The sequence below is a fragment of the Algoriphagus terrigena DSM 22685 genome (assembly GCF_000429445.1).
Classification (GTDB): Bacteria; Bacteroidota; Bacteroidia; order Cytophagales; family Cyclobacteriaceae; genus Algoriphagus; species Algoriphagus terrigena.
In genome coordinates this window covers 37,644-62,478 of sequence record NZ_AUBW01000012.1, presented here as the reverse complement: position 1 = coordinate 62,478, position 24,835 = coordinate 37,644, and the positions used below count along the sequence as shown (strand labels likewise).

The following is a 24,835-nucleotide window of genomic DNA, read 5'->3' as shown; positions in this document are numbered from 1 at the left end:
TAAACGAGTATGTTAGAAGATTTTAAGGGGGCTAGCGAAGAGTTCAGTAATATATTCCGTAAATCATATTGGAAATAATCCAATTTTTTAGTTCGATATAGTTAGCTGGCCGATTGTGATTTGCATGGTTAGGTGGGATTTCTTAAAATAACCCAGTAAATAATTTTTCACAACAAAACCAATAACAACTATAAAAAGCCAACAAATGACGAGATGGAGATCTTCATTGGAGGGTGGAAGGGTTACTGTAGGATTTGTTTGCCCTCTTGACAATAGAAGGCTCCCAAGGTCATATCCTTTCAGGCGTTGGAGGTTTTGCACGTAGCTTTGTCGGTGAACAGGGGAATTTTAATGAGATGTTTTTATGAAACTATATGTGTCTGTTTATTTTGTGGTTTTAAGTTTAATTTTTCCTTGGAAAGAGAATTCTGATGAAAGATTAATTGGTCGTTGGAAGTTGATTTCCTATGATGCTATAGATGTAATTCGGCTTTCTGATGGTTATCAATTAGCTGATGAGTATAGTAGGAATATGTTAGAAGATTCTTTTGAAATGACTTTCGATAGCACTTACTATGAGTTTGGCGCTGATACGTTGAAGTACAGTAGCGTGGAATCTGATAATGTTGTGCATAGAAGAGCTATATGGAAGTTGATTGATGATACTTTGATGATCAAAGAAATTGATAGAATTTATTTTAGAAAAGCCCTTCTGCGAAGAGTTTCAGATGAAGAGTTGGTGATTTCTCCGATTATTAATGATGTTGCTGGCGAGAATGAAATGATTTTTAAGAAAATCCAGGATAGTGACTTTTAGAAAGCAGTAGTCATCGGCAGGATGATACCTTCATTCTTGTTGAGTAGGGAGGGGGCGCTTTTTGATTTGTGCTATTGATGAACTCACTAGAGGGGGACGACTTCATTAAAATTTGTTCGACCTTTCGCAGTGTGTTAAGAAAGATACTTGGAAATGAATTTTGATTTGGTGAACTGAGCCAGTCGTTTATTTACAATCAGTGGTTTATGGTATTCGCAGTGTCCCGAACCATAACCATCAAATTTTCAAGTGGGCGCTTCGGAGGAAGGCTTTATGTGTAAGCAGAAAAAAAACAAACCCCTGCCGAGTTGCCTCAGCAGGGGTTTTAATCCTAGTTGGTTTAATTATTTCACAGAAGCTGCATACGCTTCAAATCCGTTGGAAGCAGTCACCTTGAAGCTGATCGCATCCGGGTAGCTTGGCTTGTTGATGGTGTAGATTTTATGAAGGCCCTGAGGATTGTCGATTACCTCAGTGTGGATCATCTTGTCTCCATCGTAGATTTGAACAGTTACGTCTTTAGACTCCAGGCTAGAGACCAATAGTCTGTATTGGTTGTCGCCCATCTCAGTCACTCGTGTGAACACCAATGGCTTCACTACTACTTCAGTGTTGAAGGTTGCAGTTCTCAAAGTACCGTTCGCGTCAGAAACTTCGATTGAATAATCGCCTACTGGAAGTGCATTCAGGTCGTATCTTTTTGCAAAAGCTTCAGTTTTGGTGATTCTGTCACGCAATACCAGACGGTTGTCAGCATCGGTGATCTTCACGGTCAATACTCCTTCAGGAGCAGAGGCAAAAGCTACCATTACTTTAGCTGGCTCAGTTTGTCTGATTTCCACAGACTTCTCATCGTTTTTGGCAAATACTCCTGTTGCGATCCCCGCAACAAAAAGCATAGTGAATAATTTTTTCATGTTTCTAGTTGGTTTGAATAGGTTGTAGATTTTGTTTGTAACCGCTGGATAGACTGATTCTATCGAGGGGAGATTTTGGGTTACATGGCATCGATGCGATTCGAATTACATTACAAAGATACTACACGGAAACTCAATTACAAATGTTTCAATGAAACTTTAAAATAATTTCTGAATCATTAACAAAAACATAATATAATTGAAAAAAGCATAATTTAAGGCTGATATCGATTGCGAACACAGTTTTGTGATGCCTTTCTTGTTGATTTCAGAATAAAAATTTGTATTATGCTATTAAATCCAAATGATGTAATTACATCAGTATGAATTTTACCTTTCTCGCAATCGATTGTGGAAGTTGAAAAAAAATTAAATTTATTTTAGGCTGAATGCAAAAAGCCCGGAATTTCCGGGCTTTTGATGTTGAAAAGCGAAAATCAGGTTTCTTTTTTTGGTCAATTCACCTGTGCGGTAGCCTTCGCAAGAGCTTCTTGGGTAAATTTTCCCTTCAGCTCAATCACCATGAGGTCGCCTTCGTTTTCATCTTCTACCAAAATCACCAAATCGGAGATGATTGAAGCTCCCTTGGAGTAGATCATCACGCCGCCTTTTCCTTCCGCGGCTTCCATGAGGAGTTCGTAGCGCTCCTTTTCCAGCCCTTTCTGCAGCGTCTTGTATTCAGAGAAAGTGTCGGAGCCATCGGGAAGGGTGAAGAAATTCAGTTTTTCGACGGATTTGGCGACTGTTGCAAGGTCATCCTCGTCGATGTCGATCTTGAAACCTTCTGCGAAATTCATAAAGCTACCTCCCAATTCGAGGTGGAAGAAGTCGTCGTCAGCTTTGTATTTGTCTTTTAAGGAGGCGACACTTTTGCTTTGTGCTTGGGCAACCATGACCACAGCCAGAAATGAGAGTGTTAAAAGGAGCTTTTTCATATGTTTATAATTTGTCGTTTAAAGGCCATATGGAATCTTCGCATGGTGATATCATCCCAGTGTGTGACGTTCGTCGTCATGCTCGATTTCATGTATTGAGTTGGTGTTGGATTAGTTGGTAAGGTTTTTTTAAAGAGTATTTATTTAGGTCCCTTGGGCCCTTTGCCATACTGATCCATGCCTGGGATGTCGGTCTTTTCGGCCAGAAGATTCAGGTCTTCGTAGGTGAAGCTGCCGAGCATGGAGAGCAAGGTGAAGGATTTGGCATCGCCGGATAGCATTGTTAGCTCTTTGATCAGTCCGCCTTCTTCGCGCACCATAAACTTCAGGCTGCTTCCCTTGTCCTGGATGTCCATTAGTTCTTCGTACTGGTTTTTGTCCAAGGTGGCCATCGCATCTTTATAAAGAGTCATTCCCTCGACTTCTTCAGAAGACAGGATTCTGATTCCTTTGATCTTGCCGATCAGCGTACCGAGCTCTTTTGCCTCTGCATCAGTCCCGGCATTGCTTTTAAGAAAGCCGCCGGCCATCTGCATCATCTTCGGAGAGATATACACTCTCGAAAAGCGGTCATCCTCCATGTATTTGGAGAAAAACTTCTGGATGGCGTCGTCCTGGGCCATAGACACGTTCGCGATGCCAATTAGGAATAGCAGTAATAGAAGGGACTTTTTCATATGATTACAATTTTTTTTAGAGGCTATATGGAATCTCGCACCGCTTATAATTGTGCTGATGTGTGGGGTTTCGCCTCGTGCTCGATTTCATTGTGTTTGTTTTTGATTCAGTTGGAAAAGCTGATTCGTTGTGTTCAAATATTTCAGGTCATTGAGCGGTTGCAGCTGTTGTTGACCTTTGGATAGGTTCGTCTGGATCATTGCCAAAGCTTGCATGACCTCTTGGTAAGCCTGCTCTTCAGCTTGCTTTTGCTCGTAGACCGACCAGCCCCTGTAGGTGCCAAGCAGGATTGCAACCGAAGCAGCCCATCGCGTCCATTGGGGTATTAGCCTACGGGTTTTTCCTTTAGGGATGCTCAGATTCTGCGGTTCCAAAGATTTGAAGTGCCCAAGTGCAGCAAAAAGCTCCTTTTCCTTTTCATAGCCTTCGGCTTCGAGGATTAGCTTTCGAAGCTCTTTTTCTTCGCTCAGGGAGGTTTCTCCCTCCCAATATTTCTCCAGCAGTTCTTCTATGTGTGACATCATCTCGTAATTCCTTGGTTGATTAATTTTTCCCGAAGGGTCTTTCTCGCCCGATGGAGGTTTACTTTCACCTGGTCGAGACTGATTTCCATCTGAGTGGCTATTTCTTCATAGCTCATTTCCTCGACTTCTCTGAGTTGGAAGATCTCGCGTTGCTTTTCCGGCAGGCCATCCACCAAGTCAAAGATCAGTCGATGCGATTCTGCTGACTCCAGCGCGTCTGGTTCGATCACCGCCGGCTCCTTCATGTTTTCAATTCCTTCGAGCCGGTGGTTTTTCCGGTGGTGCATCAGTACCTCATTTTTCAGACTTTTCACCATCCATCCCATCAGATTGGGATGTGATTGGAGTTCCTTTTGACGCTCCACGGTTTTTTCGAAGACATTCTGAAGCGCATCCTCCGCCAGGGACTGGTCTTTGATCCAGAGATAGACCAGGCGGTAAAGCCTGCCTCTCATTGGCCAGATGTGCGTTTCGAAAAATGAATTCATTTAAGTAGATGATGCGGCAAGTCCTGAAATGTTACACTTCAGTCTGAAAAATCGCGAAAATATTTTCCGATGCCTAAAGCAGCTTGTTTTGAGTGGGATAACTCTGGGGAAGTGGGCGTTTTAGCACCGCTGCCTGGCTTAGATTCAATTTAAATTTGGATCAATAAATAGTATGCATGCAGACTATTTTATATTTTGCATGGATGAAAAAATCGCTTTTGAGCCCCGAAAATTTGAGAAAAAGGCAAAAAAAATCCCGATCCGTGGGGATCGGGAGGGTGGTGATAAGTGGACTCGAACCACCGACTCACGGATTTTCAGTCCGATGCTCTACCAACTGAGCTATATCACCGACTCGTAAAGTGATGCAAAGGTAGAAATTTGACCATTTGAACCAAACCATTTTGAGAAAAAATAAGCCTAAAACTACAAAAAACACGCTAATCAGATCAATATGAGCATTTTACAACAACTCGCATTTGTGCTGATTCTGGGTGCCGCGGGGTATATATTGAGTAAGAGGATCAAATTTCTCCGGAGGAACATCCTCTTGGGAAAAACCGAAACCCGAAATGACCAACCAGCTCTTCGATGGAAGACGATGGGACTGGTCGCCTTGGGTCAGCAGAAGATGTTTAAGCGCATTGTTCCTGCGTTTTTACACCTGTTGATTTATGTGGGATTTCTTGTGATCAATCTCGAGGTGCTGGAATTTGTCCTCGACGGGATTTTGGGGACGCATCGGCTTTTCGCCCCATTTCTGGGGGGATTCTATACTGCTGCGATGAATATGTTTGAGTTTCTAGCGGTGGGAGTGCTTGTTTCCTGTTTTGCTTTTCTCATCCGAAGAAACGTGCTGAAGGTCCCGCGACTCAACAAACCCGAATTAAAAGGCTGGCCGGCGATGGATGCCAATCTGATCCTGGTGATTGAGATCGTGTTGATGTTTGCCATTCTGAAGATGAACGCGGCAGACCAAATCCTGGCCGAGCGAGGCGTAGGGCACTATGTCTTAGTGGGGCCTCTTTTCTTCAGTGGCTTGTTTCATCCGATTTTCGACGGGTTTTCCAACAGCTTTTTGATCTTCGCTGAGCGTGCTGCGTGGTGGTTTCACATCATCGGGATTTTGTTTTTCGCGATTTACGTCACCTACTCCAAGCACCTGCACATCTTCCTGGCATTCCCTAATACTTGGTATTCCAATCTGAAGCCAAAAGGAGAGATGAAGAATATGCCAGAGGTAACCAATGAAGTGAATATGATGTTGGGTATCCCGGTGGAAAGTCCTGCGGAGCCGCCCGCAGAGATCGGACGGTTTGGTGCCAAAGATGTCAATGACCTCAGCTGGATCAATGTACTCAACGCTTATTCCTGTACGGAATGCGGCCGCTGTACAGCGGAGTGTCCTGCGAATATTACGGGCAAGAAACTGTCTCCGCGAAAAATCATGATGGACGTCCGGGATCGGGCGGAAGAAGTCGGTAAAAGCATGGACGCCGGAGGCGCTGGTTTTGAAGATGGCAAATCACTCCTAGGTGACTACATCACCAAAGAAGAGCTTAACGCCTGTACCAGCTGCAATGCCTGCGTGGAGGCCTGTCCGGTAAATATCGATCCGCTTTCGATCATCTTGCAGATGCGTCGCTATGTAGCGATGGAGGAATCCGGCACTCCGGCGCAATGGAATGCGATGTTTCAGAACATGGAGACGAGTTTTTCCCCCTGGAAATTCAGCCCGTCGGATCGATTCAACTGGGCGGACAAGGTGAAAGAGAGTGAACAGTGATCAGTCGCAGTTGCCAGTCTTAGTGTTCAGCAAACAATGATAGATTGCACTGAAAAAGTTAAAAGTATTTTTAAAAGGCTTAGTTTGACTGATTGAATTGACTTTAATAGCAATCAAGGCCTCGTAAATCGTTATTCTAAAATCGTAATTCAAAGCTATGTCAACCTATAAAGTACCCACCATGGCCGAAATGGCCGCGAACGGGCAAAGCCCGGAAGTCCTTTTTTGGGTGGGCTGCGCGGGCTCCTTTGATGAGCGCTACAAGGCCGTCACCCAGGCATTTGTGAAGATCCTGAACAAGGTCGGCGTAAGCTTCGCGGTCCTCGGGCCTGAGGAGACCTGCACGGGAGATCCGGCGAGGAGAGCTGGGAACGAGTTTTTGTTCCAAATGCAGGCTGTCGGCAATATCCAGGTGATGAATGCCTACGACGTGAAAAAGGTCGTGACCGCCTGTCCACATTGCTTCAACACGATCAAAAACGAATATCCCGCGCTCGGTGGAAACTACGAGGTGATACACCATTCCCAGTTTCTCCAGCAGCTGATTAATGATGGAAAAGTCCGGCTTCAGGGCGGAGGAGAGTTCAAAGGGAAGAAGATCACCTTTCACGACTCCTGCTTTCTTGGCCGGGCAAACAATGTCTACGAAGCGCCTCGGGAAGTCATCAAGGCGTTGGATATAGAGTTGGTCGAAATGAAGCGTTGCAAGACCAAGGGACTCTGCTGTGGAGCCGGAGGTGCCCAGATGTTCAAAGAGCCGGAACCAGGCAACAAGGACATCAACGTCGAGCGTACGGAGGAAGCCTTGGCTACCGGTGCTCAGGCGATTGCAGTCGGCTGCCCGTTTTGTTTGACCATGATGACCGACGGGGTGAAAAACAAGAACCGCGAAGCCGAGGTCAAAGTCTACGACCTGGCAGAGATGGTTGCCAAAGACATGGGGATTTAATTCCGTGTTTTGAATCCATTCAGCCCTTTTTGCCGTTATGCAGAAAGGGTTTTTCTTTGTGAGACAAACTAACTTATGTACCTCCCTTTTGAACAGATGCCAGAGTATTCCCGAGTTTGGGTGTATCAGGCAGACCACAAATTCTCAGATTCCGAAGCGCAGCTGGTCCGAGAGCGCTTGAGCAGTTTTTGCGAAGGCTGGAATACGCACGGCAATCATATGCCGGCTTCCTTTGATTTGGTCGAAAATCAGATTCTTCTTTTGGCAGTTGACGAAAGCAATCTTGGGGCAAGTGGCTGTTCGATTGATAGTTCCGTCCGGACTTTGCGTGAGCTAGAAAGTCTTCTGGACACCAATCTGACTGATCAGGGCAAGATTAGTCTGAAGCAGCCGAGCGGGGAAATGACAGTTATACCTGCCTTGGGAGTGAAGGCCCGGGTGACTGCTGGCGAGATTAATCTGGACACAGCGGTGATCAATCCTCTCATACGAACCAAGTCCGATCTAAAAAATATGTGGCAACCCGTCCGAAATAGTTGGCTAAACAGATATTTTCCAAATTAATTAGTAATATTCAGTATTGACCGACAATCGCCTATCGATGAAGCAGCATTTTTTGTGGATACCAGTTTTGATTCTTTTGCTGAGTGGCTGCAAAAGCCTCCAGGAAAAAGGAAATGATCAATTCCTATCCGGGCAGTACCAATATGCCATCAACACGTTTACGCAAATTCTGGAGCAGGACTCCGCCAATCTGGAAGCCAATCGGGTGATCGGAGAAAGCTATCGGCTTTCCAACCGAATCGAGAAGTCCGAGCCTTACTATCGCCAACTCGTCGAGGAAGAACCTTCTTTCAACCACTATTTTTTCCTGGGTCAAAGTTTAAAGGCCCAACAAAAGAACGAGGAAGCAAAAGCAGCTTTTGAAAAAGCGAAAGGTTATACGTCTGACGAGGCGCTTTTGGCCAGAAACCAGCGCGAGATCGAATCCATCAAACTCGCCGAAGGCATCGAAAACTACTGGCCCAAACATGAGCTGGTCAATTACAAGGAGCTGAACACACCGGGGCCTGATTATTCCCCTGTTTTGAGCGAAGATTTCCTCTATTTCACTTCAGGAAGACAAGCCTCCGGTTTGTATCCCGCCACAGGTACACCTTACACGCAGTTGTTTCGAGCCCGGGCCGATGGATTGAAAGTGGATGCAGGCGCGGTGCAAGCTTTGCCGGAATTCCGAAACGAAGATGGTCTGAATCAGGGCGCCATTGCTATCAGTCCTGACGGAAATACCATCATTTACGCGAGAGGAAACTCAGTTTCGTCCAAAGACTATCCAGAGACGACGCTATTTGTATCCTATTTCCGCGGAGCGGGCTTTACACAGCCCATCTGGATGCCGGTAAATGAGGATGAGACTTGGTATAACACCACTCCAGCTTTCAGCCCGGACGGTTCCGAATTGTATTTTGCATCAACCAGACCCGGCGGATTCGGAGGTTTGGATCTGTACAAGGCAACTAAGGTCGCTAATGGCGACTTTGGCAACGCCGTGAATCTTGGCCCGACTGTCAATACACCGGGGAATGAGATGTTTCCCAGAATGGCTGCGGATGGTAAGTTTTTCTTTGCTTCGGATGGACATCCCGGATATGGGAAGCTTGATGTGTTTGTCGCGGAGAATGATGCCTCGGGCACGCAGGTGATCAGAAACTTGGGACAAAATATCAATAGCCAAGACGATGACTTTGGGATCTTCTTTACCGAATATCCGAAGGCGGGATTCCTGTCCTCCAATCGTGCAGATGGAGTTGGAGACGACGACATTTACTTCTTTGAAGACAAGACGCCGAAGCCGAAAATTATTAACATCCTGCTAAACGTCTATACCAAAGAAGCCAAAGCAGACGGGACTGAAGCGGTTTTGCCGCAGGCCCGCGTCGTACTCTACGGATCGGATAACAAGCAGCAGGGCGGAGATTTCTCCAATACCAACGGGCGTGTGAGATTCACCATGAACGCTGATTCTGACTACACCATCATTGCCTCTAAGGGAGGCTATTTCTCCAAGTCGATTCCTTACACGACCAAGGGGAAAACACCAGATCCAGCGACGCTCGTTCAGGAAGTGACCAACATTACGCTGGATACCACGCTGGTTTTGGATCAGTTAATCTTAGACAAATCCATCGTACTGGACAATATCTACTACGATTTGGATAAAGCTGAAATCCGGCCGGATGCAGCCATCGAGCTGGATAAATTGGTAAAAATCCTCACGGACAATCCTGCCATCAGTATAGAACTGAGCTCGCATACAGATTCCCGCTCCAGCGATGCATACAATCTGGATCTGTCGCAGCGAAGAGCCCAATCTGCAGTCGATTATATCGTGTCTAAGGGTGTGGCGGCCGAAAGACTGGTGGCCAAAGGCTATGGAGAATCACAGCTGATCATCAAAGATGCGCAGACGGAGGAAGAACATCAGACCAACCGACGCACCGAGTTTAAGGTGATTGAGATCAAGGAAGAATAGGTGCCTAAACGTTAGTATCAAGACGCCAGAGGTAAGAACCAAGGCTCAAGAACCAAGAGTGGGGCAGGTAGCGTTGAAACTAGAAAAGGCCTTTCGGAACATTATTCCGGATGGCCTTTTTTTCTTCTCTTGAGATTTACTCTGTAAGCAAAAAAAAGATGAACTTCTCGATCACTGCAAAAGGGCAAATTGATTTTCACAACACCAAAGTAGAATCGGATTTGTTAAAATATAAACGCAATTGACCGTTTCTCAGACTAGAAGAAATTTCTGGAACACCGACAGTGTTTGCCTAGCACCGTCCAAGCATAAGGTATGTTATCTGCTTTTATTTTTCACTATGATGCATTGGAACTTGCCTTTAAGAGTTAATACGTCAAGGTTTAGGGTCTTCAAATTTTTGCTCGTTATATCGATTGATCCGGTTAGAATGTCGCCTACTTTGTAGTTAGGAAAATTTACAAACAACGTTGATAGTTCAGGTTGGTAGTTATAAAAATAACCTGATTTGAAATCCTCGATATCCGAGTAGTGTTGAATATATGATGTCCAAGAATGATTGTCTAGCGCTATAAGCACCGCAATTCCTCCTTCTGCTAAAATATTATAAATCCTAATGTGAACTGTGTCGCCATTCATTTCGCAACTGCATCTATCGAGCTTTTCCCATTCTTCGGCTGTATCAATTACGTCTGCGATAGAAAACGAGTAAGCGAAATATTCAGTAGAATCTAGTAATGAATAGCGTTTATCATATTCCCATTTAAGCCCCTTCAAATCACGGATAACCAATTTATTCTATGCAATTGTTGCTAGCGAGTTCGTCGTGATGAAAAATAGGAAAAGAATAATTCTTCTACTCATTGACATTGGAGGTAGCGGTAAAGAGAAGGTACAACGTGACGCCGTCTAAGAGCAATCTCACTTCACCATCGCCTCATAGATGATATCGTGGATATTGGTTCGTATATTTTCGTCGTAAAGCTTGGTGTTTTCTGCTGCCGGATAGACCCGGTTGGAGAGAAACACGTAGACCAAGTTATTTTCGGGATCTGCCCAGACACAAGTGCCGGTGAATCCAGTATGTCCAAAGGTGCTTTTAGGGGCAAATTTGCTCGCCGAACCGCCTTTACCCATCTCAAGGTCTGGTTTGTCCCAACCCCAAGCCCTGCGACTCATCGTGGATTGACGCTTGGTGAATGTTTCCACTGTCTCGGGCTTGATGAGTGTGACATCGCCGTAGGTTCCCTTGTTTAGCATGAGTTGCATCATCACCGCAAGGTCGTTGGCGGTACCAAATAGTCCCGCATGACCGGCGACGCCTCCATACATTGCAGCTCCCGGATCATGAACATAGCCTTGAATCTGTCGCTTTCTGAAGGCGACGTCGTTTTCAGTCGGAGCGATGTTTTCCATCGGCATCTTATTGAGCGGATTAAAAGTTAGCGTCTTTAGTCCCAGCGGAGCATAGAAATTTTGATCCAGGAATTCATCCAGCGGCTGGTTGACGATGCGCTCTACCACCGCCTGCATGAAGTACATGGTCAAGTCAGAGTAGACGTATTTGGCTGGCTTTGGCAGTAGATCCGACTTCACAGTCCAGCTCCAGATACTGTCCCGAAGCGCGTCTCTGCCATACATGTCATTGGAGACGGGTCGGGAAAATCCGGGTTCGACGCGGGCTTTGTAGTAATCTCCACGCCATTGGCCCGACTGTACGGTGTGGACATAATGCGGGATGAAAGCCTTCAGTCCTGCTTCGTGCATCAGCACATCCTTTAGCTTCAGGTTGGATTTGTTCGTGCCTTTCAGCTCCGGCAAGTAGTCGCCCAAGGTCTTGTTCATCTCGAGCTCACCCCGGCTTTGGAGAAACATGACCGCCTGGGTCGTTGCCAATACCTTGGTGATGGACGCCAAATCATAGACTGTTTCCGCAGTCACCGGTTTGGAATTTGTGTAATCGAAGTACCCGTATGATTTTTGGAAGACGACTTTTCCATCCTTCATCACCAAGACATTTGCTCCCGGAGCTGCCTGGATATTGATCATTCGCTCGGCTATTGCGTCGATTCCCCCCAAAATCTTGCTGTCCAGACCCACGCTTTCAGGAGCTCCGTAGGAAAGGCGATGAGAATACGCTAGAAATCCTCCCACGCCGTGAGAATACAGCCCGCCGACTGTGACCGGCAGAATGCCCATCGCCGACCTACCGCCAAAAAGTACCTGTGGCGCCAGTTTTTGGGTTTCCGGAGAATTCTCGTAAGCCAATACGACATTACCAAAACCCTCCAGAGCTTTCGCCCCATAGGCATTGCCAAATAGAACGGTGACTACTTTTTGTCTTTTCTCCAGCTCCCTGATCAGGCCGATGTCACCGGGAGCGATCCCAAATGCCCGCTGCGGACTATTGGTCACTCCCATCAGGCCTACTACGACCACGTCATAGTCCTCGAGTTGCTTCATCAGATTGTAGTGGGAGGATTCTCCGGCGGCTTTTTGGACGGTGAAATGATCGAAAGAAGCGTAATTTTTCAAATACTGGCTGAAGACCTTGCCGTCGTCACCGATCGACAAACTCGCGAATTTGGTCAGATCCAGGTTCTTGAATGGAAGAAGGTCGTTTTTGTTGGCCGCCACGGTGATCGATTCGGCGTAGAGTTTCTCGATCACGGCCGCCGTCGATGGGGTGTTCAGGCGCTCGGCAATTTTGTAGGTGTCGATAGGTTTGTAATGATTCAATCCTGCCCAATACTTTGCTTTGAGGACTTTTTTGACCCGGCGATTAAGCTCTGACTCGGCAATCAGTCCCCGATTTACAGCATCTTTGATCAGGATTTTCGCTTTGGGGACATCTTGAGAGTATAGCAGCACGTCGTTTCCCGCCAAAAGCGCTTTTAGATCTACTTCTCCCGGTTTACTGAAATTTGCGACGCCCTTCATATTTAGCGCGTCGGTGAAGATCAAACCCTGAAAATTCATCCGCTTCTGGAGCAAATCCGTGACCACAGGTTTGGAAAGACTGGTAGGAATATTGGCGCCATAGTCTAGGCTGGGGACGTTGAGATGTGCGACCATGACCGACATGAGGTCTTCTCTGAATAGCTCCTGATAAGGATAGAGGTCGATGTCCCAGATGCGTTTTTCGGGATGATTGATCACAGGCAGCGCATAGTGGCTGTCTGTCTCTGTATCCCCGTGGCCGGGAAAATGCTTGGCATTTGCCATGACACCGTGATCTTGCAATCCCTTCATATAGGCGACTGCACGACGGGTGACCATTTCTTTATCTTCGCCAAAAGCCCGGTAGCCAATCACAGGATTGTCGGGATTGGAATTGACGTCCACCACCGGAGCAAAGTTGATGTGCATCCCGAGTTCCTTGAACTGGCGCGCGATCTCCGAGCCCATTTCGTAGATCAAGTCCGGATTTTGCACGGCGCCCAGCGTCATCGCCTTCGGGAAATTTGCCACGGAATCAAGGCGCATACCAATGCCCCATTCCGCATCCATGGCGATGAGTAGCGGAGTCTTTGCCTGAGCTTGGTAGTAATTGGTCAGCCGGGCCTGCCTGTCCGGGCCTCCCTGGAAGAAAATTAAGCCACCTAGATTTTCGGTTGCAACCAAATTGCTGATTTCATCGACGTGTCGTTGGTCTTTGTTGGAATAGGCGGCAACCATGAAAAGTTGGCCCAATCTGTCCTCAAAAGTCAGCGAATTGAAGACGCTGTCGACCCAGTATTCTTGGGATAGGCGGTCTTCGGCGATCAGGGGATCTTCGTTTGCAACAAAGGGATCTGTCTTTCCCGAAGTGAATAATCCCGTTAATATCAAAAAAGAAATCAGGCTCCAATGCTTTCTATTCATTACTGAGTTCAATTTTTAATCCTTAACTTTCAAAATATATTTGTGATCGCGACGGAAGAGTATACTTCCCGAGGTCCCTGGTCGCTTCAGTGCATTGGAGAAAGGGACGACAAAATGAATATAGGAAAGATTGGGCAACATTGAACACGGTTTAAGGTTAAAAAACGGAGAAAAGTGATTTACGGTATCTCTCTTTTCTAACGACTCGTTATTTTCCTTCAATTTCTGATCCCATCTATCATCCCAACGAATAGCTTATGAAATTCCCCTCCCTCTTTCGCAGCACCGCACCCATGCGGTATGATGTCAAGCCCAGATACTATGATCCCGTCAAGGAGGAGATAGAGGAGCGTACTTCCCGGATTAAAAGGGAAATGGAGGAAGAAGGATTGCTGAATGCGGAGGAAATCGAAAGTAGATCAAGAACATACGCAGGCGGGATTCGGGGGTCTTTTGCCCAACACAGGGGGATCAAGCCGAAGAGCTCAAGTATGTTCAACTCTACGGCGATGATCAGAACCCTGCTATTCTTTGCGATGATTATCGGCGCGTTTGGGTATATCTATCTTGGGCCGGTCATTCTCAATTACCTTCTCTACGTCGCGCTCATCGCGGGTGGGCTTTTCTATGCGTCCAGATTTTTAAAGCGGAGGAGGAAAGATGATTGATATCATCCAGCTACTGCCGGATGCGATTGCCAATCAGATTGCCGCTGGAGAGGTTGTCCAGCGCCCCGCTTCTGCACTTAAGGAACTTCTGGAAAATGCCGTCGATGCCGGAGCCACCCAAGTACAGGTAGTGGTCAAGGATGCCGGCAAGCAACTGATCCAAGTCATTGACAATGGCAAGGGTATGTCTGCGACAGACGCTCGGATGAGTTTCGAGCGGCACGCCACTTCCAAGATTAGAACTTCCCAAGACCTTTTTGCGATCCGGACATTTGGATTTCGCGGAGAGGCATTGGCGTCGATCGCCGCTGTCGCGCAGGTGGAGCTCAAGACCCGCCAGACTGACGCTGAACTGGGGACACTGATCCAGATCGAGGGCTCTGATGTGAAGAGGCAAGAGCCGATTGCAGCTCCGGTCGGCACGTCAGTGTCGATGAAAAACCTGTTCTTCAATGTACCAGCCCGCCGCAATTTCCTCAAATCCAACCCCGTTGAGATGCGCCACATCGTGGAGGAGTTTCAGCGGGTCGCTCTTTCTTACCCGGAAGTTGCTTTTTCTCTTTTCCAGCAAGACTTGGAGGTTTTTAGCCTTTCTTCGGGGAAGTTGAGTCAGCGGATCGTCGGGCTTTTTGGGAAAAACTACCAGGGACAGCTCGTCCCTTGCGACGAAGAAACTCCCCATCTCAATGTCAAGGGCTATATCGGAAAGCCTGAAAGTGCCAAAAAGACGCGCGGAGAGCAGTTTTTCTTTGTCAATAATCGCTTCATCAAAAGTACTTATTTACATCACGCCGTGAGCTCGGCTTTTGATGGGCTGATTGCCAGTGATCAGCATCCTTTTTATGTCCTTTTTCTCGACATTGACCCGGCTCATATTGACATCAACGTCCATCCCACCAAGACCGAAATCAAATTTGAAGATGAGCGGACGGTCTATGCGGTGATTCGCTCGGCAGTCAAGCAGGCCCTGGGCGCGCACCACGTCACACCCTCATTGGACTTTTCGCTTGATGTGAATTTTCAGGAAAACTGGACGAACAATCCCGAAACTAAAGTGCAGGTGGATCGGGAATACAGTTACAAGACATTTAACACGCCGGAGTTTAAGCAGTCGTCTGTGTCGGGCTGGGAGCGGCTTTTCGAAGGGAATCCCAATCCTGTCCCATCTTCCCTGCCCGATCCGGATGAAGATCAGGAGATCCTGACTTTTCCTAGCAGGGCATCGGCGGACGAACCCCGATTTGCGATCCCACGCCAGGACGAAGAGTCCGCCGGGACGACGTTTCAGGTGGAGTTGAGCTATGTGGTGGCGCAGATGTCCACCGGATTACTGATCATCGACCAGCAATCTTCGCATGAACGGATCTTATACGAGCGCTATTCCCGGCAGATCCAATCTGCGCAGGGCGCGTCTCAGCAGTGCCTTTTTCCGCCGACGGTTCAGCTGAACACGGGTGATTTTGCTTTGGTGATGGACATGCTGCCTGAGTTGCAAAGTTTGGGCTTTGTGGTGGAGGAATTCGGAAAGGACACCGTTCTCATCCAAGGTGTGCCGGCAGATGTACCGGTAAAAAACGAAAAAGAACTCTTCGAAGGATTGATCGAGCAGTTCAAAAATTTCAAGAATCAGCTCTCCTTGGACAAAAGAGAAAATCTTGCGAGGTCGCTTTCCCGTAGATCATCTATTAAAAAGGGCCAAAAACTCAATCCGCAGGAAATGGAAACGCTGGTCGGCCAGCTTTTTGCCTGCCAAAACCCAAACTATTCCCCCGCCGGGAACAAAACTTTTGTGAAATTGGATTTAAGTAGCATTCACTCCTTCTTCGGAAAATAGCATGTTTAGAAATATTACCCCAGTCGTACAAAATCTACTGCTGATCAACATCCTCGTATTTGTGCTGGCAAGCTTTGTCTTTCCAGTTTTGGACGAATGGTTTGCGCTTTATAACATTCAAAGTGCCTATTTCAAGCCTTTCCAGTTTCTGACCTACATGTTTATGCATGCCGATTTCTGGCATTTGTTCAGCAACATGCTCGGGCTGCTGGTCTTTGGTCCGTTGCTGGAGCAGTTTTTGGGGCCAAAGAAGCTCTTCACTCTGTGGATGGTGTGTGGCGTAGGAGCGGGGGTGCTGTATACAGGCTATTCCCTGTACGAGTATAAAAACATGGAAGAAAAGGTCCTGACCTTTGAGGGCAATCCTGACCCGGAGTATTTCAACAAACTGGTGCTGGAGAATCGGAGCTATTTTTCTCCGGAGGTTTTTGACTTTGTAGACCAATACAGTCGAAACCCACAGGATCCTATGTTCATCGAGCGCGCGGAGAAGACGCTGGAGGCGATCCTTAAACTCCACGCCAACGCACCGATGGTCGGAGCTTCGGGAGCCTTGTTTGGGGTTCTTATAGCTTTTGGGATGCTTTTCCCCAATACCCAGCTGTTCCTGCTCTTCCCACCGATGCCGGTCAAGGCAAAATATTTGGTGGGAGCGTATGCACTTTATACCGTTTACAACGTATTGCTGAATAGCTCCACGGACAACGTGGCGCACTTTGCCCACCTGAGCGGATTGGTGATCGGCGCGGTGTTGGTTTATTATTGGAAAAAAGACAAGACCTCATTTTATTGATATGTACGGTAGCTTTTGGGAAAACCTGAGAAATGCCTTCCGGCACAGCGACAACAGCCTTTACAAGCTGATTGCGATCAATGTTCTCGTGTTTTTCGCATTGTTGGTCGCGCGGGTTTTGATGACAGTCAGTGGGCTGGGCGACCTGTACAAAACTGGACTGAGCTATCTCATGATGCCGGCCTCGCTACCCAAGCTGGCTGCGCAACCCTGGACGGTTTTTACCTACATGTTCTTGCACGAAGGGGTATTCCATATCCTTTTCAACATGCTGTTTCTGTATTGGTTTGGGATGCTGGTGCATCAGTACCTGGGCAGTCGGAAGCTCGCGAATCTGTACATCCTCGGAGGTCTGTTTGGTGCGGCCTTTTATGTGTTGATCTACAATCTGGCGCCTTATTTCAGCGGATCGGTTGATACCTCTTTGATGCTCGGCGCGAGCGCGGGGGTATTTGCGGTCGTCGTTGGCGCAGCTACGTTGGCGCCCAATACTACTTTCTTTTTGATTATCATCGGTCCGGTGAAGATCGTGTACATTGCGGCTTTCTATGTGATTATGTCCTTTGCCAACTCGATCGGCGCAAATGCAGGGGGAGAAATCGCCCACTTAGGTGGTGCACTTTTGGGCTACCTGTATATTGTTCAGCTGCGCAAAGGGAATGATTGGGGAGTGCCTGTGCAGAAAGTCGGGATCTTCTTCGAAAACCTCTTTAGCCGAAATCCGAGCAAGGTCAAAGTCAGCTACCGAAAGGCCAAAACAACCAGTTCTGGAGGTTTCGGGAGCTTTTCCTCAAAGACCAAGACCAGTCAGGAAGTCAAGCCCCAAGATACTTCTCAGGAAGAAATCGACCAGATCTTGGACAAAATAGCCGCAAAAGGCTACGATGCGCTTTCCAAAGAAGAGAAGCGAAAACTGTTTGAGTTCAGCAAAAAGTAGGAAGGTAAGGGATGATGGATGTGGGATGAAAATCCGGAGACGTAGTCAATTCCAATTCCAGATTTTTATAGTGGGAATGCAAACCCGATCCGAAATCCGGGTTCCTGAGGAGTCTGGCTTTGAAACTTGAACTCCGTACTCAAACCAACCCAATCTGTCAGCCCGATGTAAGCGCCGATGCCGGCATTGGCTCCGATGTAGTTTTCCTTTGTCCCCGGCTGTCCCGGCTGGGTATTTTGAAAGGTCTGGCTATAGCCCGCCATGAAGTAAAGCTGCGAAGGGCCGGCGGTGACATAGTAGCGGAGGTCAAAGCTGAAGTTGCTGGCCTTGCCGACTTCCGGATAGAGTTTGACGAAGCTTGGCATCAGGGCAAATCGATCGGCAAAGAAATATTCAGCTCCTGCGCCTACGCCAAATGCATTGTATTTTAACCCGTAGGTTCCAAGCACATGGATTCGGGCATCTCCTTTTTCCTGCGCCTGAGCGACACTAATACCCATCACAAACAGACAAAAAATCAACAGGGTTTTCTTCATGGTCCTTTTTTGAAAAAAGGTAAAGTGCTTTGCGCAGCTTTGCAAAGTTTTGCCGAAGGTTTCTGTCGAAAAGGAGGTTTGGAGCGGGTAAAGGAAACTTGGCCTATTCGTTTGTCGCCAAATCTGCCACCTCATTCTTGTTGGCCAACTGACCGCAGGCGGCATCAATGTCCTGGCCGCGGGACTTTCTGACTTTGGCGATGATGCCCTGGCTTTCGAGGATGCGCACATACATGTCCACGGCTTCCTGTTTTGCCTGACGGAATTCGCCCTCGTCAATCGGGTTATACTGGATGATGTTGACTTTGGAGGGGATGTGCTTGCAAAACTTTGCCAGTGCCCGAGCATGCCGCTCGTCGTCATTGACACCATCCCAGATCACATACTCGTAGGTGACTTTTCGCTTTGTCTTTTGATACCAATACTTCAGCGCTTCGGCCAGTTCTTCCACAGGGTTGGAATCATTGATCGGCATCAGTCTGGAGCGGGTCTCGTTGATCGCGGAGTGGAGGGAGACGGCCAGGTTGAATTTGACTTCGTCGTCAGCCATCTTTCGGATCATCTTGGTGACGCCAACGGTGGAGACAGTGATGCGACGCGGAGCCATGCCAAGTCCCTCAGGAGATGTGATCTTGTCGATCGCCTCGATGACATTCGCATAGTTCAGCAGTGGTTCGCCCATTCCCATGAAGACGATATTGGTCAGCGGCCGCTGGAAATAGGTCTCAGCCTCGTCCTTGATTGCCACGACCTGATCGTAGATTTCGTCAGGATTGAGGTTTCGCATGCGCTTTAGCCGCGCCGTCGCGCAAAAGTTGCAGTCCAAACTGCAGCCGACTTGGGAAGAAACACAAGCCGTGATCCGCTTCGTGGTGGGGATCAAAACCGACTCGACGATCTTGCTGTCAAAGAGTTTGACGGCGTTTTTGATCGTCCCGTCGCTGCTGTGCTGCATCAGATCCACCTGGATGTGGTTGATGGCAAAGTGGCTTTTGAGCATCTCACGCGTGGAAAGCGAGATGTTGCTCATGTCATCGAAGTTTTTCAGCGACTTGTTCCAAAGCCACTCGTAGACTTGCTTGGCTCGGAATTTCTTTTCTCCCTGCGCTACAAAAAACTCTTCCAGCTCGGCCAGACTGAGTTTTCGGATGTCTTTTTTTTGAGTTTCCACAGTGCAAAGGTAAGGATTGGAAGATTTAAAAATTGTAAGATTGGAAAATTGGGAGGAAAGTGTCGGATGTTGATTGAATTGGAAGAGGGCAAAGTTCCCAGGCTTGAAGGTTACATCCGCTTGAGCCGGATTGATGCTGTTCTAGGCCTCGTAAATCGTATTTCTTAAATCGTAAATCCCCACGCCTTTTATCATAAAATGAAGGGGTTTTGGGATTTATGCCTTACTTTTGCGGTTGAAAAACCCAAGTTCTCCTATGCGCCAATCCTGGTGGAAAATTCTGGCGATCGCCCTGTTGCTCTACACCTTTACTGCCGGTCTGCTCTGGGACGTACCACGTCTTCCGATACTCAATGAGACCATTCGGGCGCTATACTTCCATGTGACGATGTGGTTTGGAATGTTGGTCGCTTTGCTCATTTCGATGATTTATAGCATCCGATATTTGAGGAGTAATAATCTGAAGGACGACGATGTAGCGATTGAGTTTGCCAATGTGGCTATCCTCTTTGGGATGCTCGGGATATTCACCGGGATGCTCTGGGCAAAATTTGCCTGGGGAGACTACTGGAGCGGCGATCCCAAGCAAAATGCGGCAGCGATTGCGTTGTTGATGTACTTCGCGTACTTGATCCTGCGAGGAAGTCTTACGGATACGCAACAGCGAGGCCGGATCAGTGCCATCTACAACATTTTTGCTTTTGCAATCTATATCCCGCTCGTCTACATCTTGCCCCGCATGACAGACAGCCTGCACCCCGGCAATGGTGGCAATCCTGGATTTAACTCGTACGATACCGATGCGACTCTAAAGATGGTTTTCTATCCGGCAATCATCGGATGGATTCTTTTCGGTACCTGGATCGCAACTGTGCGGATAAGAATGCGTAGGGTGGAGAGAACACTTGAAGACCGAATGCTAAATTCCTGATAAATGAAAAAAATACTTACGATTGCCCTGTCGCTTTTCAGCCTTGTTGCTTTGGCACAGGAGAAGATAGCTGTCACAGAGTCAGATTATTCCAACAGCAGTGTGGACATGGCTGATCTGATGCGGTCAAATGGCAAAATCTACATTGTCGTCGGAATCATCGTCATCATTTTCATAGGAATCGTCGCTTATCTGATCTACACAGATCGCAAGCTTTCCAGAATTGAAAAAAGTATTTCAGCCTAATTCTCACTATCATGAAAAAAGGACATATCATCGGTTTGTGCATTATCGCAGTGGCCATCGCCATCATCATGACCTCGATTGGAGATGCGAGCTCCTACGAAAACTTTGACACCGCTTGGGAGATGAAGCAGGACGGAGATGACAAGGCCATCCACGTGGTGGGGCAGCTGAAAAAAGATGCAGCCGGGCAAGTGACGGGATTGGAAGTAAGAGAGGACAAAACGTCGTTCACCTTTGTGCTCGTGGACAATGACGGCACCGAGCAAAAGGTGTTTTACAACGAACCCGTACCGGCAGACTTCCAACGGTCCGAATCCGTCGTAGTGATAGGTTCCTACCGTGAAAAGGAGATCTTCGTGGCTGACAAAATCCTGATGAAATGCCCTTCCAAATATCAGGAGACCGACGTGCAGTCGGCAGGGATGTGATGTTGAATAGTATCCTCAGTAAAAAATCATGATCAATACCTTTATGGGTAACCTGGGTCATTTGATGACCATCGTGGCCTTTGTGAGCGCACTCGTGACGGCCTATTCCTACTTCCAATATTTCAAAGCGAGTGAGATTGAAAAGGCCAGCTGGAGAAGATTCAGCCGGTTCAGTTTCTATATCCATGCGGTTTCGGTGGTGATGATTGCATTCTCACTTTTTGAGATCATCTACAACCACCGCTACGAGTATTTTTACGCCTATTCACACAGCTCCAAAGCACTTCCGGTTCACTACATGATCTCCAGTTTCTGGGAAGGTCAAGAGGGAGCGTTTATCCTCTGGGCATTTTGGAACGTTATTTTGGGCGTGATCTTGATCAATACCAACAAGTTTTGGGAAGGACCGGTGATGCTCGTGTTTGCTTTGGTTCAGGCGTTCTTGATCTCGATGATTATGGGTGTGGTGATTTGGGATTTGAAGATTGGGAGTTCGCCTTTCATGTTGCTGAGAGATGCAACTCAGGCACCGATTTTCCAACTCCAGCCGGATTTTGTGCCTGAGGACGGCACTGGGCTGAACCCGCTTTTGCAAAATATCTGGATGGTGATCCACCCTCCGACCTTGTTTTTGGGCTATGCCTCTACCTTGGTGCCTTTTGCCTTTTTGATTGGCGGATTGGTGACCAAGAGATACTCCGAGTGGATTCGTCCGGCGTTGCCTTGGGCAATCTTCTCTGCGATGATTCTCGGTATGGGGATCATCATGGGCGCCTACTGGGCGTATGTGACGCTGAATTTTGGCGGCTATTGGAACTGGGATCCGGTGGAAAACGCCGTGTATGTGCCATGGCTGATCATGGTGGCTGCGATCCACACCATGATTACTTTTAAGAAAAGTGCGACCGCACTGAAGACCTCAATCGTCTTGGTGATCTTGAGTTTCATCTTGGTGTTGTATGCGACTTTCTTGGTAAGATCGGGCGTGCTGGGTGATGCTTCAGTGCATTCCTTTACGGACTTGGGGCTTTCTGGTCAGCTGCTCATTTACATGCTTTTCTTCCTGGTGATTGCTGTTTTTCTTGCAGCGAGAGCCTGGAAGCATATTCCGACTTCGGAAAAGGAAGCCGATGTTTATTCACGGGAGTTCTGGATTTTCTTGGGAGCGATGACGCTCGGGTTGATGTCTTTTCAGATCATCTTGCCTACGTCGATTCCAGCGTGGAATGCACTGGTTGAGAGCTTCGGAGGTATTTCCAATATGGCGCCGCCGGCAGATCCGGTAGAGTTTTACACCAAGTTTCAGTTGTGGTTTGCGGTAGTGATCGCACTTCTCACGGCGGTGGGCCAGTATTTCTGGTGGCAAAAGATGGACAGAAAGGCTTTGAAGGACGCTTTGGTTACACCCTACATCATTTCGGTGTTGCTTTCCGCTGCTGTGATTGTCCTCACCAAAGTGTATGACTGGAAGTACATCATTGTCGTGCTGGCAGGGATGTTCACCATCGTAGCCAACTCGGTGATCTTGCTCAGAATTTTGAGAAAATCCACCTTCAAACTTGCAGGAGGTTCTCTGGCTCACATTGGATTGGGGATGATTTTGATCGGGATCATGTTTAGCTCCGGCTATTCAGATGTCATTTCGATCAACATGTCCGGCCTGACTTACAGCAATAGCTGGGAAGATGAGATGAACAAAGAGCACGTGCTGCTCTGGATCAACAAGCCTACACAGATGAAGGATTATACGGTGATCTACCGTGGCCGTCAGAAGAAAGTGGTGGGTGTGCCGGAGTACGTTCCATCCAAGATCCTCGAGTCCACCGGTAAGGTCAATGAAGCGTTGGCTTTGGAAGACTACAAGGACTACTTCAAAAAGGGCGATTTGGTCAATATCGTGCTTGAGGAAAATGATTACTTCAAGATTGACTACATGCAGAACGAAACTCTGCAATTTTCCCTGAGTCCGATGTCTCAGTTCAACGAGGGAATGGGCGGGCTAATCTCGTCTCCGGATTCCAAAATCTACCTTGACAAGGATCTCTATACCTATGTCGCGGCGATGAACGACTCTGCTGATCCAGAGTGGAAGGAAGACGAAAACTACGAGGTTGCTCCAGGCGAACAGTTTCACATTGCTGATTTTGTAACCTATTTCGACGGTGCCGAGGTGCTCAAGGAAATCGAAGGTTACGAACTTCAAGAGGGAGACATTGCAGTGAAAGCCAAGCTCCGTGTCTTGGACTATGACGTGGAAAAGCAGCTGAACCCAACCTTTATTATCCGCAATGGCCAGGTTGGCAAGCTTCCAGTCATTGACGACGAGTTGGGGCTAAAGGTAAGTTTGGAGAACATTCTGCCCGAGCAGAACAAATTCGTCTTCAAGGTCAATCAATACCAAAAAGATTATGTGGTGATGAAAGCGATTGTGAAGCCTTACATCAATGTGCTTTGGATCGGGACGATCATTATGTTGTTTGGCCTTACCGTGGCGATCGTTCGCAGATTCGACGAGTTTGCTAAGATGCGGGACAAGGGATTGGAATAAAACATTTGGAATTTTCATTTCGGATTTCAGAAAAAAAGCTCGGTTAGCCGAGCTTTTTTATTTCAATCATCCTACAGCGGAGCTTTGAATTTCCCATTCGAATACGAAATCGCAGATCCAACATCCGAAATTACCTAGCTTTGCACTATGCTTAATTTCAAAGAAATCATCTCCGTTTCTCTGATCCTTTTTTCGGTGATCGATATTTTAGGTTCGATCCCGATAGTGATCAACCTGCGGAAAAAAGTCGGTCACATAAAATCAGAGCGAGCCACCCTTGCTGCCGGATTGTTGATGGTCGCTTTTCTACTGGTTGGTGAAAGTATCTTGAGCCTTTTTGGAATTGGGGTAAGTGATTTTGCGATCGCGGGAGCGCTGATCATCTTTGCTTTGGGCGCTGAGATGATCCTTGGAATTGAGCTCTTTAAGCCCGACCCGGAGGCCACATCCAGTGCTTCTATCGTTCCGATTGCCTTTCCGCTGATCGCCGGTGCAGGGACTTTGACCACTATCCTTACTCTGAAAGCTGAATTTCAACAGCTCAATATCTTTGTCGGAATTTTGCTTAATCTGGTTTTTGTCTACGCGGTTTTGAAGAGTACGACCTGGCTCGAAAGCAAACTCGGCAGGACGGGTTTGGACGTGTTGAGAAGGATTTTTGGGATTATCCTGTTGTCTATCGCGGTCAAGATTTTCAAGACAAATGCCTTTCCGATAGCAGTTGGATAGGATCTCCACAGGCATATTTCGAGGCTTTTTTCGTTTCTTTGCCCCATGATTTTCATTTATACGGATGGTGCCGCCAAGGGCAATCCCGGCCCGGGAGGCTATGGCGCGGTGCTACTTTTCAACAATAAGGGAGAGATCCTACGAAAGGAACTTTCCGAAGGATTCCGCAGGACCACCAACAACCGAATGGAGTTGATGGCGGTCATAAAAGCGCTTCAAGCCTTGAAAGTGACCGGAATCCCTGTTCAGATCTTTTCCGACAGCAAGTACGTGGTAGATGCGATCGAGAAGGGCTGGCTATGGGGCTGGCAAAAAAAAGGATTCAAGGACAAAAAGAATCCCGATCTCTGGCTACGCTACATTCCACTGCACTTGAAGTATAAGCCCAAGTTTGTCTGGGTAAGAGGGCATGCCGGTAACATCGAAAATGAGCGCTGCGACGTGCTGGCGGTGCAGGCAGCAGAGGGGTACAACTTACCCCCAGATACTGGGTACGAGGCGAGTTTATGATTTGCCGAATTCT

Annotated in this window: 23 protein-coding genes and 1 tRNA gene; 15 read left to right on the top strand and 9 right to left on the bottom strand. The window is 47.4% G+C overall.

The features are described from left to right. The first annotated feature begins 364 nt into the window (after window positions 1–364). A complete protein-coding gene (locus tag G459_RS0112280; protein WP_026967923.1) occupies window positions 365–817 on the top strand; it encodes a hypothetical protein in 453 nt (150 codons plus the stop codon). A 344-nt stretch (window positions 818–1,161) separates the two neighbouring features. On the opposite strand, the gene G459_RS0112275 is transcribed toward G459_RS0112280, so the two are convergent. From G459_RS0112275 to G459_RS0112245, 6 genes are all read right to left on the bottom strand, one after another. Continuing rightward, window positions 1,162–1,734, bottom strand: coding sequence for a hypothetical protein (locus G459_RS0112275; protein ID WP_157373325.1), 573 nt, complete (start codon window positions 1,732–1,734; stop codon window positions 1,162–1,164). Between the two features lie 455 nt (window positions 1,735–2,189). Beyond that, complete coding sequence (locus G459_RS0112265) at window positions 2,190–2,669, bottom strand: DUF4252 domain-containing protein (protein ID WP_026967921.1); 480 nt, start codon at window positions 2,667–2,669, stop codon at window positions 2,190–2,192. A gap of 140 nt (window positions 2,670–2,809) precedes the next feature. Beyond that, on the bottom strand, window positions 2,810–3,346 hold the full coding sequence (locus tag G459_RS0112260; RefSeq protein WP_026967920.1) for a DUF4252 domain-containing protein: 537 nt from the start codon (window positions 3,344–3,346) through the stop codon (window positions 2,810–2,812). Between the two features lie 87 nt (window positions 3,347–3,433). Further along, on the bottom strand, window positions 3,434–3,871 hold the full coding sequence (locus tag G459_RS0112255) for a hypothetical protein (RefSeq protein WP_026967919.1): 438 nt from the start codon (window positions 3,869–3,871) through the stop codon (window positions 3,434–3,436). After that, window positions 3,868–4,359 carry an RNA polymerase sigma factor gene (locus G459_RS0112250; protein WP_026967918.1) on the bottom strand — a complete coding sequence of 164 codons (492 nt, stop codon included), beginning with the start codon at window positions 4,357–4,359 and terminating at the stop codon, window positions 3,868–3,870. The genes G459_RS0112255 and G459_RS0112250 overlap by 4 nt, the downstream gene beginning before the upstream one ends. Before the next feature lie 279 nt (window positions 4,360–4,638). Further along, window positions 4,639–4,711 (bottom strand) — tRNA-Phe (locus tag G459_RS0112245). A gap of 102 nt (window positions 4,712–4,813) precedes the next feature. Here G459_RS0112245 and G459_RS0112240 point away from each other — a divergent pair. The 4 genes from G459_RS0112240 to G459_RS0112225 all read left to right on the top strand — a co-directional run bounded on the left by G459_RS0112240 (window position 4,814) and on the right by G459_RS0112225 (window position 9,627). Beyond that, window positions 4,814–6,145: a 4Fe-4S dicluster domain-containing protein gene (locus tag G459_RS0112240; RefSeq protein WP_026967917.1), complete on the top strand. Its 1,332-nt coding sequence runs from the start codon at window positions 4,814–4,816 to the stop codon at window positions 6,143–6,145. 157 nt (window positions 6,146–6,302) lie between these two features. Further along, window positions 6,303–7,094 (top strand): (Fe-S)-binding protein, encoded by a 792-nt coding sequence (locus G459_RS0112235; RefSeq protein ID WP_026967916.1) that lies wholly within the window; start codon window positions 6,303–6,305, stop codon window positions 7,092–7,094. A gap of 75 nt (window positions 7,095–7,169) precedes the next feature. Then, window positions 7,170–7,658 (top strand): hypothetical protein, encoded by a 489-nt coding sequence (locus tag G459_RS0112230; protein WP_026967915.1) that lies wholly within the window; start codon window positions 7,170–7,172, stop codon window positions 7,656–7,658. A 37-nt stretch (window positions 7,659–7,695) separates the two neighbouring features. Continuing rightward, window positions 7,696–9,627 (top strand): CHU_0125 family OmpA-like outer membrane integrity protein, encoded by a 1,932-nt coding sequence (locus tag G459_RS0112225; RefSeq protein ID WP_026967914.1) that lies wholly within the window; start codon window positions 7,696–7,698, stop codon window positions 9,625–9,627. A gap of 921 nt (window positions 9,628–10,548) precedes the next feature. Here the strand turns inward: G459_RS0112225 and G459_RS0112210 are convergent. Beyond that, window positions 10,549–13,491, bottom strand: a complete 2,943-nt coding sequence (locus G459_RS0112210) for a serine hydrolase domain-containing protein (protein ID WP_026967912.1) — start codon at window positions 13,489–13,491, stop codon at window positions 10,549–10,551. A gap of 257 nt (window positions 13,492–13,748) precedes the next feature. Between G459_RS0112210 and G459_RS0112205 the strand changes: the two genes are divergently transcribed. From G459_RS0112205 to G459_RS0112190, 4 genes are read left to right on the top strand one after another with little or no spacing between them, the layout of a single operon-like run. After that, the gene (locus G459_RS0112205) at window positions 13,749–14,159 is read left to right on the top strand and encodes a hypothetical protein (protein ID WP_026967911.1); all 411 of its coding nucleotides are present in this window, start codon (window positions 13,749–13,751) and stop codon (window positions 14,157–14,159) included. Further along, window positions 14,152–15,993, top strand: coding sequence for a DNA mismatch repair endonuclease MutL (mutL, locus tag G459_RS0112200; RefSeq protein ID WP_026967910.1), 1,842 nt, complete (start codon window positions 14,152–14,154; stop codon window positions 15,991–15,993). The genes G459_RS0112205 and mutL overlap by 8 nt, the downstream gene beginning before the upstream one ends. A 1-nt stretch (window position 15,994) precedes the next feature. Next, window positions 15,995–16,786, top strand: a complete 792-nt coding sequence (locus G459_RS0112195) for a rhomboid family intramembrane serine protease (protein WP_026967909.1) — start codon at window positions 15,995–15,997, stop codon at window positions 16,784–16,786. Between the two features lies 1 nt (window position 16,787). Next, complete coding sequence (locus tag G459_RS0112190; RefSeq protein WP_026967908.1) at window positions 16,788–17,723, top strand: rhomboid family intramembrane serine protease; 936 nt, start codon at window positions 16,788–16,790, stop codon at window positions 17,721–17,723. Between the two features lie 65 nt (window positions 17,724–17,788). On the opposite strand, the gene G459_RS0112185 is transcribed toward G459_RS0112190, so the two are convergent. Beyond that, the gene (locus G459_RS0112185) at window positions 17,789–18,259 is read right to left on the bottom strand and encodes a hypothetical protein (RefSeq protein WP_035455833.1); all 471 of its coding nucleotides are present in this window, start codon (window positions 18,257–18,259) and stop codon (window positions 17,789–17,791) included. Between the two features lie 103 nt (window positions 18,260–18,362). Further along, window positions 18,363–19,430 (bottom strand): dual-specificity RNA methyltransferase RlmN, encoded by a 1,068-nt coding sequence (gene rlmN, locus G459_RS0112180; RefSeq protein ID WP_026967906.1) that lies wholly within the window; start codon window positions 19,428–19,430, stop codon window positions 18,363–18,365. 256 nt (window positions 19,431–19,686) lie between these two features. On the opposite strand from rlmN, the gene ccsA (G459_RS0112175) reads away from it, so the two are divergent. The 6 genes from ccsA (G459_RS0112175) to G459_RS0112150 all read left to right on the top strand — a co-directional run bounded on the left by ccsA (G459_RS0112175) (window position 19,687) and on the right by G459_RS0112150 (window position 24,822). Further along, complete coding sequence (gene ccsA, locus G459_RS0112175; RefSeq protein WP_026967905.1) at window positions 19,687–20,361, top strand: cytochrome c biogenesis protein CcsA; 675 nt, start codon at window positions 19,687–19,689, stop codon at window positions 20,359–20,361. 3 nt (window positions 20,362–20,364) lie between these two features. Beyond that, window positions 20,365–20,607 carry a CcmD family protein gene (locus G459_RS0112170; RefSeq protein ID WP_026967904.1) on the top strand — a complete coding sequence of 81 codons (243 nt, stop codon included), beginning with the start codon at window positions 20,365–20,367 and terminating at the stop codon, window positions 20,605–20,607. A gap of 11 nt (window positions 20,608–20,618) precedes the next feature. Beyond that, a complete protein-coding gene (locus tag G459_RS0112165) occupies window positions 20,619–21,035 on the top strand; it encodes a cytochrome c maturation protein CcmE domain-containing protein (protein ID WP_026967903.1) in 417 nt (138 codons plus the stop codon). Between the two features lie 28 nt (window positions 21,036–21,063). Further along, on the top strand, window positions 21,064–23,583 hold the full coding sequence (ccsA, locus tag G459_RS0112160; RefSeq protein WP_026967902.1) for a cytochrome c biogenesis protein CcsA: 2,520 nt from the start codon (window positions 21,064–21,066) through the stop codon (window positions 23,581–23,583). Between the two features lie 147 nt (window positions 23,584–23,730). Next, window positions 23,731–24,312 carry a MarC family protein gene (locus G459_RS0112155; protein ID WP_026967901.1) on the top strand — a complete coding sequence of 194 codons (582 nt, stop codon included), beginning with the start codon at window positions 23,731–23,733 and terminating at the stop codon, window positions 24,310–24,312. A gap of 45 nt (window positions 24,313–24,357) precedes the next feature. Further along, window positions 24,358–24,822 carry a ribonuclease H family protein gene (locus tag G459_RS0112150; protein WP_026967900.1) on the top strand — a complete coding sequence of 155 codons (465 nt, stop codon included), beginning with the start codon at window positions 24,358–24,360 and terminating at the stop codon, window positions 24,820–24,822. Window positions 24,823–24,835 lie beyond the last annotated feature (13 nt).

What these genes read in the sequence shown, in the direction of transcription:
- G459_RS0112280 (WP_026967923.1), top strand. Translation starts at nt 365, where the DNA reads ATGAAACTATATGTGTCTGTTTATTTTGTGGTTTTAAGTTTAATTTTT.
- G459_RS0112275 (WP_157373325.1), bottom strand. Translation starts at nt 1,734, where the DNA reads ATGAAAAAATTATTCACTATGCTTTTTGTTGCGGGGATCGCAACAGGA.
- G459_RS0112265 (WP_026967921.1), bottom strand. Translation starts at nt 2,669, where the DNA reads ATGAAAAAGCTCCTTTTAACACTCTCATTTCTGGCTGTGGTCATGGTT.
- G459_RS0112260 (WP_026967920.1), bottom strand. Translation starts at nt 3,346, where the DNA reads ATGAAAAAGTCCCTTCTATTACTGCTATTCCTAATTGGCATCGCGAAC.
- G459_RS0112255 (WP_026967919.1), bottom strand. Translation starts at nt 3,871, where the DNA reads ATGATGTCACACATAGAAGAACTGCTGGAGAAATATTGGGAGGGAGAA.
- G459_RS0112250 (WP_026967918.1), bottom strand. Translation starts at nt 4,359, where the DNA reads ATGAATTCATTTTTCGAAACGCACATCTGGCCAATGAGAGGCAGGCTT.
- G459_RS0112240 (WP_026967917.1), top strand. Translation starts at nt 4,814, where the DNA reads ATGAGCATTTTACAACAACTCGCATTTGTGCTGATTCTGGGTGCCGCG.
- G459_RS0112235 (WP_026967916.1), top strand. Translation starts at nt 6,303, where the DNA reads ATGTCAACCTATAAAGTACCCACCATGGCCGAAATGGCCGCGAACGGG.
- G459_RS0112230 (WP_026967915.1), top strand. Translation starts at nt 7,170, where the DNA reads ATGTACCTCCCTTTTGAACAGATGCCAGAGTATTCCCGAGTTTGGGTG.
- G459_RS0112225 (WP_026967914.1), top strand. Translation starts at nt 7,696, where the DNA reads ATGAAGCAGCATTTTTTGTGGATACCAGTTTTGATTCTTTTGCTGAGT.
- G459_RS0112210 (WP_026967912.1), bottom strand. Translation starts at nt 13,491, where the DNA reads ATGAATAGAAAGCATTGGAGCCTGATTTCTTTTTTGATATTAACGGGA.
- G459_RS0112205 (WP_026967911.1), top strand. Translation starts at nt 13,749, where the DNA reads ATGAAATTCCCCTCCCTCTTTCGCAGCACCGCACCCATGCGGTATGAT.
- mutL (WP_026967910.1), top strand. Translation starts at nt 14,152, where the DNA reads ATGATTGATATCATCCAGCTACTGCCGGATGCGATTGCCAATCAGATT.
- G459_RS0112195 (WP_026967909.1), top strand. Translation starts at nt 15,995, where the DNA reads ATGTTTAGAAATATTACCCCAGTCGTACAAAATCTACTGCTGATCAAC.
- G459_RS0112190 (WP_026967908.1), top strand. Translation starts at nt 16,788, where the DNA reads ATGTACGGTAGCTTTTGGGAAAACCTGAGAAATGCCTTCCGGCACAGC.
- G459_RS0112185 (WP_035455833.1), bottom strand. Translation starts at nt 18,259, where the DNA reads ATGAAGAAAACCCTGTTGATTTTTTGTCTGTTTGTGATGGGTATTAGT.
- ccsA (WP_026967905.1), top strand. Translation starts at nt 19,687, where the DNA reads ATGCGCCAATCCTGGTGGAAAATTCTGGCGATCGCCCTGTTGCTCTAC.
- G459_RS0112170 (WP_026967904.1), top strand. Translation starts at nt 20,365, where the DNA reads ATGAAAAAAATACTTACGATTGCCCTGTCGCTTTTCAGCCTTGTTGCT.
- G459_RS0112165 (WP_026967903.1), top strand. Translation starts at nt 20,619, where the DNA reads ATGAAAAAAGGACATATCATCGGTTTGTGCATTATCGCAGTGGCCATC.
- ccsA (WP_026967902.1), top strand. Translation starts at nt 21,064, where the DNA reads ATGATCAATACCTTTATGGGTAACCTGGGTCATTTGATGACCATCGTG.
- G459_RS0112155 (WP_026967901.1), top strand. Translation starts at nt 23,731, where the DNA reads ATGCTTAATTTCAAAGAAATCATCTCCGTTTCTCTGATCCTTTTTTCG.
- G459_RS0112150 (WP_026967900.1), top strand. Translation starts at nt 24,358, where the DNA reads ATGATTTTCATTTATACGGATGGTGCCGCCAAGGGCAATCCCGGCCCG.